This is a genomic window from Bacillus sp. z50, assembly GCF_058313585.1.
On the sequence record NZ_JBZFQL010000005.1, the window covers coordinates 265231 to 277328 of the forward strand.

8 protein-coding genes are annotated in these 12098 nt (G+C 39.7%); all 8 read right to left on the reverse strand.

Annotated features, from left to right (window positions below):
* Nucleotides 1-27: 27 nt before the first annotated feature.
* The gene (gene gatB, locus AC4G3N_RS15410) at nt 28-1458 is read right to left on the reverse strand and encodes an Asp-tRNA(Asn)/Glu-tRNA(Gln) amidotransferase subunit GatB (RefSeq protein WP_148631364.1); all 1431 of its coding nucleotides are present in this window, start codon (nt 1456-1458) and stop codon (nt 28-30) included.
* 1 nt (nt 1459) lies between these two features.
* A complete protein-coding gene (gene gatA / locus AC4G3N_RS15415) occupies nt 1460-2929 on the reverse strand; it encodes an Asp-tRNA(Asn)/Glu-tRNA(Gln) amidotransferase subunit GatA (protein ID WP_491090540.1) in 1470 nt (489 codons plus the stop codon).
* Nucleotides 2930-2945: 16 nt separating this feature from the next.
* Nucleotides 2946-3236: an Asp-tRNA(Asn)/Glu-tRNA(Gln) amidotransferase subunit GatC gene (gene gatC / locus AC4G3N_RS15420; RefSeq protein WP_490997233.1), complete on the reverse strand. Its 291-nt coding sequence runs from the start codon at nt 3234-3236 to the stop codon at nt 2946-2948.
* 435 nt (nt 3237-3671) lie between these two features.
* Nucleotides 3672-4949, reverse strand: a complete 1278-nt coding sequence (gene aceA / locus AC4G3N_RS15425; protein WP_491090542.1) for an isocitrate lyase — start codon at nt 4947-4949, stop codon at nt 3672-3674.
* Nucleotides 4950-4991: 42 nt separating this feature from the next.
* A complete protein-coding gene (aceB, locus tag AC4G3N_RS15430) occupies nt 4992-6581 on the reverse strand; it encodes a malate synthase A (RefSeq protein WP_491090544.1) in 1590 nt (529 codons plus the stop codon).
* Between the two features lie 598 nt (nt 6582-7179).
* Nucleotides 7180-8727, reverse strand: a complete 1548-nt coding sequence (gene pruA / locus AC4G3N_RS15435) for an L-glutamate gamma-semialdehyde dehydrogenase (RefSeq protein WP_491090546.1) — start codon at nt 8725-8727, stop codon at nt 7180-7182.
* A 154-nt stretch (nt 8728-8881) separates the two neighbouring features.
* Nucleotides 8882-10060, reverse strand: a complete 1179-nt coding sequence (locus AC4G3N_RS15440) for a CamS family sex pheromone protein (RefSeq protein WP_066108482.1) — start codon at nt 10058-10060, stop codon at nt 8882-8884.
* A 10-nt stretch (nt 10061-10070) separates the two neighbouring features.
* Nucleotides 10071-12086 (reverse strand): NAD-dependent DNA ligase LigA, encoded by a 2016-nt coding sequence (ligA, locus tag AC4G3N_RS15445; protein ID WP_066108485.1) that lies wholly within the window; start codon nt 12084-12086, stop codon nt 10071-10073.
* Between the last annotated feature and the right edge of the window lie 12 nt (nt 12087-12098).

Genomic DNA, 12098 nt, shown 5'->3' on the forward strand with positions numbered 1-12098 from the left:
ACATATAGGGAGGCTGTCAGTTACCATTTATCTTTTTTGAAGCTCTTCCATGATCAATTTATTGACCATTTGCGGATTGGCTTGCCCTTTTGTTGCTTTCATCATTTGTCCAACAAGGAATCCAACCGCTTTTTGCTTACCATTTTTAAAGTCCTCAATGGATTGAGGATTCTTATCCAATATTTCTGTGACGATTGTACGTAAGGCTCCCTCATCAGAAATCTGTACAAGACCTTTTTCCTTTACAATCGTTTCAGGATTTCCACCATGCTCCACTAATTCTTTAAATACAGTTTTAGCAATTTTCGAAGAGATTGTACCATCCGTAATCAATTTGATTAAGCCAGCTAATCCTTCTGGAGTAAGAGCCGTGTCATGCAGTTCTTTTTGAGACGTTTTTAAGTAAGCTGAAAGCTCACCCATAATCCAGTTGGAAGCCTGCTTAGGTTCAGCACCGGCAGCCGTTGTTGCTTCAAAGAAATCGGCTGTTTCCCTTGTAACAGTTAGCACACCCGCATCATATGCCGGCAGTCCGAAATCTTCTGTATAACGCTTGATCCTTGCATCCGGCAATTCAGGAATTTCCGCACGCACACGGCTTTTCCATTCATCATCGATATATAATTCAACTAAATCTGGTTCAGGGAAATAACGATAATCATCAGAGCCCTCTTTAACACGCATCAAAAGGGTAGCACCTGTCGCTTCATCAAACCTGCGAGTTTCCTGCTGGATTTCTCCGCCTTCATTCAGTACTTCCGCTTGTCTTTGTTGTTCAAACTCAAGTCCTTTACGAACAAAGTTGAAGGAGTTTAAGTTCTTCAATTCCGTCTTCGTACCAAACTCTTCCTGACCATATGGGCGTAAGGAAATATTCGCATCACAGCGTAAGCTTCCTTCTTCCATCTTACAATCAGACACACCTGTGTATTGAATTATCGTTTTTAGTTTATCAAGGTAAGCATACGCCTCCTCAGGTGTACGAATATCCGGCTCAGAAACAATCTCGATAAGCGGTGTTCCCTGTCTGTTATAATCACACAAAGAATAGCCATCAGCAGTGTGTGTCAATTTCCCGGCATCTTCTTCTAAATGAAGACGAGTAATTCCGATTTTTTTCTTCTCACCATTTACCTCAATTTCAATCCAACCATTTTCACCAATCGGTTTATCAAACTGTGAAATTTGATAAGCTTTCGGATTATCCGGATAGAAATAGTTTTTACGATCAAATTTTGTATCAGTCGCCACTTCACAGTTCAGTGCCATTGCTGCTTTCATAGCATATTCAACTGCTTTTTTATTCAACACCGGTAAAACACCTGGATATCCTAAGTCGATAACGGATGTATTCGTATTAGGCTCCGCTCCAAATTGGTTCGGAGAGGAGGAGAATATTTTTGATTCGGTTTTTAATTCAACATGGACCTCAAGCCCAATGACTGTTTCGTATTTCAAATTACTCCACCTCCTGTAGAGACGGTTTTTGTTTATGAAAATCTGTTGCCTGTTCATAGGCATGGGCAACTTTATAAACCGTACTTTCGTCAAAATGCTTCCCAATAATTTGTAAACCAAGCGGTAAGCCTTTACTAAATCCATTAGGAACGGAAATTCCCGGCACTCCAGCAAGATTGACAGGGATAGTTAAAATATCATTCATATACATCGTCATCGGATCATTTGTGTTTTCACCCAATTTAAATGCAGGTGTCGGTGTAGTTGGTCCTACAATGACATCATACTGATCAAATACGTTTTCAAAATCCTGTTTAATTAATGTACGTACTTTTTGTGCTTTCTTGTAGTATGCATCATAGTAACCGGAGCTTAATGCAAAGGTACCAAGCATAATCCGTCTTTTTACTTCATCCCCAAAGCCCTCGGCTCTCGATTGTTTATACATTTCAAGCAAGTTCTGTGGGTTTTCCGTTCTATGTCCATAACGAACACCGTCAAAACGAGAAAGGTTTGCAGATGCTTCAGAAGAAGACAATAAATAATACGTTGATAGAGCATATTTAGAATGCGGCAGAGATACCTCTTCATATGTTGCTCCCAATTTCTCCAGAACTGCCAATGAATCGAGGACTGACTGACGTACTTCCTCAGTCACGCCTTCGCCAAGATATTCTTTCGGAACAGCAATCCTAAGCCCCTTTACATCACCAGTTAATGCCCTTGTAAAATCTGGCACCTCAATATGCGCTGAAGTTCCGTCCATTGGATCCAGTCCGGCTATGGCATTTAATAAATAAGCATTATCCTCTACATTACGTGTAATCGGCCCAATTTGGTCCAATGAAGAAGCAAATGCTACTAAACCATAACGGGATACACGTCCGTATGTCGGCTTCATCCCTACAACCCCACAGAAGGAAGCCGGTTGACGGATAGAACCGCCTGTATCTGACCCCAGGCTAAATGGGACTTCACCAGCCGCAACCGCAGCCGCTGATCCACCTGAAGAACCTCCAGGCACACGTTCTAAATCCCATGGATTAGCTGTTTTTTTGTAACCTGAATTTTCTGTGGAAGAACCCATTGCGAATTCATCCATGTTCAACTTACCAATTGTGATGGTTTGCTCTTGTTTCAACTTTTCTACAACTGTTGCATCATAAATTGGGTTAAAGTTGTCCAAGATTTTGCTGGCACAGGTCGTGCGAAGATTCTTAGTCACAATATTATCTTTAATTCCAATGGGCATTCCAAATAAAGGCCCGCCGATTTCTCCGGAAACTAGCTGTTCATCCAGTTTTCCAGCTTCTATGTATGCATTTTCCTCATTTAATGTTAGAAATGCATTTACATTGTCTTCAACTTTTTTAATTTTAGAAAAGGATTCTGAAACTAAATCTGTTACTGATAATTCCTTTTTACGAAGCGACTCATGTAAGTCCGCTATTTTACGTTCAAATAAAGACATGATTTTCCCTCCCTGACTACTCCATTATTCCCGGTACACGTATTTGTCCATCTTGATGGTCAGGAGCATTTTTCAGTACTTCTTCCCTAGGCAATCCTTTAGACGCCTTGTCTTCTCTCAAGACATTCTTCATATGTAAAACATGTGTAGTAGGTTCGATGTTTTCAGTATCTAACTCATTCAATTGTTCAGCAAACGTAATAATTGAATCCAACTGTTTTTGTAACTTTTCAGTTTCTTCTTCTGTAATAGCTAATCTTGCCAAATTAGCCACATGCTTTACTTCTTCTTTTGAAATGCGAGTCATTTCATACACCTCCATTTTGCTACGTGCTCCAAATACAATTATTATGATAATACCAAACTTTCGCGCGTTAAAGCAATCGGAATTAACCACAGAAACTAGCTTATAGACAATTAAATAAAGAAAGATGGAATTATTCCCCTGATCACCGAATTATTGCCCGGGAAAAGTTTGTCGTGATTTGAAAAATCCATTAATCTCAATTGTTGATAAAATACGACATACTACACCTTTTTATAAATCAATCTTCCTTCTTTGACCAGTCACTTATACATTTCTTTCAAAGACCCGATAGATAACTCAACCTTTTTCCACCTATGACCTGTTTTTTTGTCAGCAGAATAGCTCGAAAATACTTCGGTTATTCAAATAGTTTGGAGATTCATTTTCCAAATATAAAAAAAGGAATCTGAATAAGTTTCAGATTCCTTTTGTATATTAGGCTTCTTGGAATTGCTCTTCTTCCGTAGAACCTTTTAGGGCCGTTGTAGAAGAAGTTCCTCCAGTAATAACCTGTGCTACTTCATCAAAATAGCCAGTTCCTACTTCACGTTGGTGTCTTGTTGCTGTGTAGCCGTATTGTTCGCTTGCAAATTCATTCTGTTGCAGCTCAGAATAGGCAGCCATTCCGCGCTCTTTGTATCTTCTTGCTAATTCAAACATGCTATGATTCAGGGCATGGAATCCGGCAAGTGTAACGAATTGGAATTTGTAGCCCATTTTCGCGATTTCCTTTTGGAAGTTTGCAATGGTATCATCATCCAATTTTTTCTTCCAGTTGAAGGATGGTGAACAGTTATAGGCTAATATTTTATTTGGATATTTTTCATGGATGGCATCGGCAAATTTCTTCGCATCCTCAAGATTAGGCTCAGATGTTTCACACCAGATTAAATCTGCGTATGGTGCATAAGAAAGTCCCCTTGCAATTGCTTGATCAATGCCTGCCTTCGTACGATAGAATCCTTCAGGAGTTCTTTCACCTGTGATAAATTCCTTATCAGTAGGATCAATATCAGTTGTGATTAAGTCAGCTGCATCCGCATCCGTGCGGGCAATCAGAATAGTTGGGACACCCATTACGTCTGCAGCAAGACGAGCTGCAATTAGGTTTCTCACTGCTGTTTGCGTTGGAAGAAGTACTTTACCGCCCAAATGGCCGCATTTCTTTTCAGAAGATAGCTGATCTTCAAAGTGAACACCTGCTGCACCTGCTTCAATCATGCCTTTCATCAGTTCAAAACAATTCAACTGACCGCCAAAGCCTGCTTCAGCATCAGCAACAATCGGTTGGAACCAATCGATATCTTCTTTACCTTCTGAGTAGTGGATTTGATCCGCACGTTGAAGCGCCTGGTTTATACGTTTTACGACAGCCGGTACGCTATTGGCTGGGTATAAAGATTGGTCAGGATACATATTTCCGGAAAGGTTCGCATCTGCAGCAACTTGCCATCCGCTTAAGTAAATCGCTTTTAATCCTGCTTTTACCTGTTGGACAGCCTGATTACCTGTTAATGCACCTAGCGCATTAATATAATCCTCTGTTTTAAGGTAATTCCAAAGCTTTTCGGAACCTCTTCTTGCTAAAGTGTGTTCAATTTGCATGGAACCACGCAGTTTTAATACATCTTCTGCTGTATAAGAACGTTCAATTCCTTCCCATCTTTCATCTTTCCACTCAGCCTCTATTTGTTTAATCAGTTCTTCTCTCATCTTTTGTACTTCCTCCTTTTATATGAAACCTAATGATTTGTTTTATAGAATTTCGTAGGCAGGTAAAGTCAAGAAGTCATAATACTCATCACTGATAATCAATTTATCAAAAAGCTCTGCTGCTTCGGTGAAACGCCCATTCTCAAAACGTTCTTCACCAAGATCCTGTTTAATCTTTTGCAGCTCTTCTTCTTTTAATGTTTTGTACATCTCCATATCAATCTTGCGTCCATCATCCAATACACCTTTAGGATGACGTAACCATTGCCACACTTGAGCTCGGGAGATTTCAGCAGTAGCTGCATCCTCCATCAGATTATTAATCGGTGCTGCACCTCTTCCATTAAGCCAGGATTCTATATATTGAATTCCAACATTAATATTAGTCCGAACACCTTGCTCTGTGATGGAGCCCTCTGGCACCTCGAGGAGATCAGTTGCTGTAACCTGAACATCGTCACGCTTTTTATCGATTTGATTCGGCTTCGGCATATAGTGGTCAAATACTTCCTTTGCCACTGGTACAAGAGCAGGATGGGCGACCCATGTTCCATCATGGCCATTTTTCGCTTCGCGTTCCTTATCAGCCTTTACCTTGGCAAAGGCCTCTTCATTTGCTTTTTCATCATTTTTAACCGGGATTTGTGCAGCCATGCCGCCAATAGCTGGTGCATTCCGTTTATGGCAGGTTTTAATGGCCAACTGGGAATAGGCAGACATGAATGGCACAGCCATTGTGACAACAGATCGATCCGGTAGAATGATAGAATCATGGTTTCTGAATTTCTTCAGATAGCTGAAAATATAATCCCATCTTCCACAGTTTAAACCGGCTGAATGATCCTTCAATTCATACAGAATTTCATCCATTTCAAATGCTGCAAGGATGGTTTCAATGAGGACAGTTGCTTTAATGGAACCTTGTGGAATACCTAGGTGATTTTGTGCATAAACGAAGATGTCATTCCATAAGCGTGCTTCCAGATGACTCTCTATTTTAGGCAAGTAAAAGTAGGGACCGCTTCCATTTTCGAGTAAGGTCTTTGCATTATGGAAGAAGTAAAGTCCAAAGTCAAAAAGTCCACCGGAGATCGGCTGTCCTTCCAACGTGACATTTTTTTCTTCCAAATGAAAACCTCTTGGTCGAATGATGGGAACAGCAGTTTCTTCATTTAATTTATATTTTTTACCGTTTGGATTTTCAAAAGTAATTGTACGGTTTACAGCATCGCGGAGATTAATATGGCCTTCAATATTGTTTTTCCATGTTGGGGAGTTGGCGTCTTCAAAATCAGCCATAAAGCATTTAGCGCCTGAATTTAAAGCATTAATCACCATTTTCCGATCTACAGGTCCTGTAATTTCAACTCTTCTATCCTGCAGGTCCTGTGGTAAAGGTGCAATTGTCCAATCACCTTCACGAACACTTTTTGTCTCCGGCAAAAAGTCTGGAAGTTTACCATTATCAATTTCTTCTTGGCGCTTGGTACGCTGCTCAAGCAATTCCTTTCGCCTTGATCCAAAGTGCCTTTCCAGATTCTCAATGAATTCAAGAGCTTCCGGAGTCAATATCTCATCAAAACCATTCTCCATTTTTCCAAGAATATTGATTCCATTCGTTTGTACTGCCATGTAAGACATTCACTTCCTTTACCTGTATGTTTTGTTATAAAACAGAAAAATTATTATATTTTGTATTATATAACAGTTTGTGGTTTTTGCAAACTATTTTGCAGTAAAATTTTGCATATTTTATAAAATAGGGTAAAACATCTCACAAACTAAGGAGAAATGTAATATTTAGAGATTACAGGTATAGTATGAATTTCATAGACAATAACCATTTTGATATTCTTAACTTTATCTTGAACACAAGACGACTGATTGATAATCTCGCTCAATCAAAGTAACAATCGCTAAAAAACTATGATTATCACTCATTAGGATCTATTTCCGCTCAATAAAAACCTATTCGCTCATAAATTTCTGTTTCCGCTCAATTCCTACCAAAATCCGCCCAATAAAGTGCTCTTTCGCTCATTTCTCCATTAAAAGTCTTAGTTTTCTTACCCAAGAAACTCAAAAGCTTATTATTTTTGATAGTTTGCTTAAAAAATTTGATTTCCCCCTCAATCAAATTTTTTATGTTAATAGACTCTTATTCCCCCTGTTAATAAAAAAGCTCCCCACCGAAAACAATCGGAGAGGAGCTTTAATATAGCCATATATATTAATAGGTTTCAGATGTAGTTTTAGCTTGCATATGCAATGTTAAGTAGTCAGGACCGCCTGCTTTTGAATCTGTACCGGACATATTGAAGCCGCCAAATGGTTGGTAGCCGACTATCGCACCTGTACAGCCTCTATTAAAGTATAGGTTTCCAACATGGAAATCTTCACGGGCTTTTTCTTGGTGTGCACGATTTCTAGTAATTACAGCGCCTGTCAATCCGTAATCTGTATTATTAGCTATTTCAATTGCTTCATCAAAGTTACGGGCTTTGCTGAATGCTACAACAGGACCGAAGATTTCTTCTTTCATAATTCGAGCATCAGGTGCCAAATCGGCTATAATGGTCGGTTGAACAAAGAATCCTTTGGAATCATCCGATTCTCCGCCTGTCATGAGGCGACCCTCATTTTTGCCAATCTCAATGTACTCGGTTATTTTCTTGAATGCAGAAGCATCCACGACTGGTCCCATAAATGTAGCAGAATCGGTCGGATCTCCTACAGTCAATTCTTTTGTCAATTCAATCGCTCTGTCCAGTACTCTATCATACACATCTTCTACAATAACAGCTCTTGAACAAGCAGAGCATTTTTGTCCGGCAAATCCAAACGCTGACGCAACGATTGACTTGGCAGCCAATTCAAGATCAGCATCTGAATCTACGACAATTGTATCTTTACCGCCCATTTCAGCGATAACACGCTTCAGCCAAATTTGGCCTTCCTGTACCTTAGAAGCTCTCTCGTAAATCCTGGTTCCAACTTCACGGGAACCTGTGAAGCTGACAAAACGAGTTTGCGGATGATCAACAAGATAGTCTCCCACTTCACTTCCATTTCCAGGTACAAAGTTAATAACGCCTGCAGGAAGACCGGCCTCTTCCATAACCTCTACGAACTTAGCAGCCACGACCGGTGTTGTGGAAGCTGGTTTTAGCAATACTGTATTACCCGTAACAACAGCTGCTACGCATGTACCGGCCATAATCGCAAATGGGAAGTTCCATGGGGAAATAATAATTCCCACTCCCAGTGGTATGTAGTCATATCTATTATATTCATTAGGACGGCTTTGTACCGGCTGCCCATTCTTTAATTTCAACATTTGTCTAGCATAGTACTCAAGGAAATCAATTGCTTCAGCTGTATCCGCATCCGCTTCAACCCATGGTTTTCCCGCTTCTCTTACCATAATGGCAGAAAATTCATGCTTTCTGCGGCGAATAATGGCAGCTGCTTTAAATAAAACATCTGCACGCACTTCAGGTTTCGTTTTACTCCAAGTCTTGTAAGCTTTTAGTGCCTCCTGCATTGCCTTTTCTGCTAAATCTTTATTTGCCTTGGAAACGCGGCCTACTACTACTTTTTTATCTGATGGGCTAATGGAAACAATTTTATCATCTGTAGATACTCTTTCTCCACCGATAATCAAATCATAGTCCTTGCCAAGATAGCTATCTACTAATCCCAAAGCATCCTCAAACGCTTTTTTGTTTTTGCTTACAGAAAAATCAGTAAGTGGTTCGTGCTTATATGCTTGTACCATTTGATTCCCTCCCTATATTTCTGTAGTAACCCCTTTTTATTCTACTCTATTGGAAGCTTGTAAGTCATCTAATATAGTTTATATTCAAAATCTTCACAAGAAACTAACTACATATCTATATCCACAAAAAAGCTACCACAATGGGTAGCTCTGTTTATTCATTATATATATACACATCTGGTTCTTTGGAATTTGCCTTTTTCACAATGAGTGATTCCTGTCCATTGGAAGATGCAATTTTTGTCTCCACCGATAAATATTCAGGGAAACTCGATTTCACCAATCCAGCCACATATTGTGTAAATCCAATAACCTCTGTTTTTCCGTAAAACTGCATATCTATGGAGATGGTCAGCTTTTGCAATTCTTTATTCACATAAAAGGCTTTTCCAATTACTCCATTAAAATTAGGGAAGTATTCTTCAACATCCTGCTTAAAATTAGCAAAGGTCGTTGCATCATCACGGAAATCCTTTGTTGCTTTATTGGATGGGAACAAATAATACTCTTCTTGTACGTTTGTCCATTTGGAAATCTTATTACTTTTCTCTCCTACTTTTGTATAAGAAATAAAATTCCCAGGCACAACCGCATCCTTGCTTCCTTGTTCAAATAAAGCAACCATAATCGGAACGGTTTCTCCGCCTTCCATTGTTCTAATTCGTTTCACAACTTCAGCTGCAATTTTTTGACCTTCTTCAAGCAGTTTATCTTCTTCAATTTTTATTTCGTACGTTTCCCCATACTTTTCCTTTTGATAATAAAATACTGAATTCAAGGCAAGCCCTATCGAAATGCCGCCCAACTCAACTTTATTATCATCTGTTTTGATCAGATAATCATGCTCTAAAATATGGGCAAGATATTCTGGATTTTTCTCATATCTTTCCTCAATATCACCCTTCCCATCATCTAAAGGGTTTAAGCCGACGTTGTCCTCAGCAGTCAGTTTGTTCTCTTTCAACTGCCCTTTTGTATATTTACGATTCAGCCAGCTTTTAATCGTTTTCGTGTCCAATAACTGACCTTCTCTAAAAATATATTCCTCCGTTGAGAATGGGTCATGAGACAATCTCATCAGCCCTGTTTCAAACTCTTCCAAATCAAGTCGCGTATTAATGTTTGAAACCACAAGACCTCTGGAACTGCTTATCTGATAAGGCAGCATCGTTTGATAATAATTGTCGGAGATTTGATATTCAGGAATAATGGAAGACTCTTTCTTGGAATCTTTCTCGGTATTATCCTCTACTACCTCATCCTTATCAAATTGTGGTGCGCAGCCTACAAGCATAAGTGCCAGTACCATGGTTATTGCTATCAAACGCTTCATCCCTACACCTCTATCCCTGCTTGCCCAGTTCTTCCAGTAAATTGCTTTCATCCCATATTTCAATTCCTAAATCCTGGGCTTTTTTTAATTTTGATCCGGCATCTTCTCCGGCTATTACTAAATCTGTCTTTTTACTTACGCTACCCGTTACAGTTCCACCTAAAGCTTCAATCAACTCTTTTGCTTCAGTTCGTCCGTACTTTTCCATCTTTCCTGTAAGTACAATGGTTTTTCCAGAAAAATAACTATCTGTAGCTTCAGCGATATTTTTCTTTTTACCTTTATAGAGCATATTAACCCCAGCATTTTTTAATTCATCGATCAATTGCTGGCATTCTTCCTGATTAAAATAAGTCACAACCGCATCAGCCATTTTGTCCCCAATTTCATTAATAGCTGTCAATTCAGCTACATTTGCCGACATTAGACGATCCATGTCTTCAAATTCTTCCGCGAGGATTCTTGCAGCCTTAGCACCAACATGGCGGATTCCCAGTCCAAATAAAAGGCGCTCCAATGAGTTGCTCTTAGATGCTTCAATAGCGTTCAAAAGATTGTTCGCTGATTTATCCCCCATACGCTCCAAATTAATCAGCTGGTCATATGTCAATTTATAAATATCCGCTACATCCTTAATTAACGATTCATCGAATAATTGAATGATGACTTTTTCACCCAGACCATCAATATTCATGGCATTTCGTGAAACAAAGTGAATCATCCCCTCTTTAATCTGAGCTGGACACTTTGGATTGATGCAGCGCAAAGCTACCTCTCCTTCCAAACGAACAAGCTCACTATCGCAGTCAGGGCAATGCGTTGGCATATGGAATTCCTTTTCTTCCCCTGTCCGCTTATCAAACAGAACATTGACAACCTCCGGAATAATATCACCGGCTTTTTTGACGACAACATGGTCTCCAAGCCGAATATCTTTTTCACGGATTAGGTCCTCATTATGAAGGGAAGCCCGTTTAACTGTTGTACCTGCTACTCTTACCGGGTCCAATAAGGCGGTTGGCGTAATAACGCCTGTACGACCGACAGTCAATTCAATATCGCGAAGAATAGTGATGACTTCCTCTGCAGGGAATTTATATGCAATCGCCCATCTTGGACTTTTTGCAGTATATCCTAATTCCTCTTGTTGAGAAAGTGAATCGACTTTGATGACGATTCCATCAATATCATAATCAAGCTCAGGCCTTTTGGCTGACCATTCCTCAATATACTCTAATACATCTTCAATCGTAGCACATCTTCTGCGATGCGGATTGGTTTTCAATCCTAATTTTTGAAGAAAGTCAAGTCCTTCACCATGGGATTCAACACCTGTTTCTCCTGTTTCACCAATCCCATAAAGGAAAATATCCAAATTCCGCGAAGCAGCTATGCGTGGATCAAGCTGACGCAAGGATCCTGCTGCTGCATTTCGTGGATTGGCAAATGGCTCTTCCCCATTTTCTTCCTTCTTTGCATTTAAGGAAACAAACGATTTCTTTGGCATATATGCCTCACCGCGTACCTCAAATGTAACTGGTTCATTCAATCGGAGTGGGATGGAACGAATGGTTTTAAGATTAGCAGTAATATCCTCACCAATTGTTCCATTTCCTCTTGTAGCCCCTTTAACAAATAGCCCTTCTTCATAACGCAGGGAAACTGCCAGTCCATCTATTTTCAATTCACATATATAAGAATATCGGTCTGTACCAAGCCCTGAATTTACTCGGCGGTCAAAATCGCGCAAATCACTTTCGTTAAAGGCGTTACCAAGACTTAGCATCGGTGTAATATGTTCTACTTTTGCAAACGTATCAAGCACTTGTCCACCAACTCTTTGAGTAGGTGAATCTGGGGTTTGCAGCTCCGGATATTGACTCTCCAATTCCACCAACTCTTTATACGTCTGATCATATACAGAATCAGGAACTGATGGCTGGTCGAGAACATAGTATTCATATCCATATTGGTTTAATAGTGATTGAAGCTCAGCCACTCGTTTTTGCGCTTCTTTTATATCCATATTTTCAGCCCT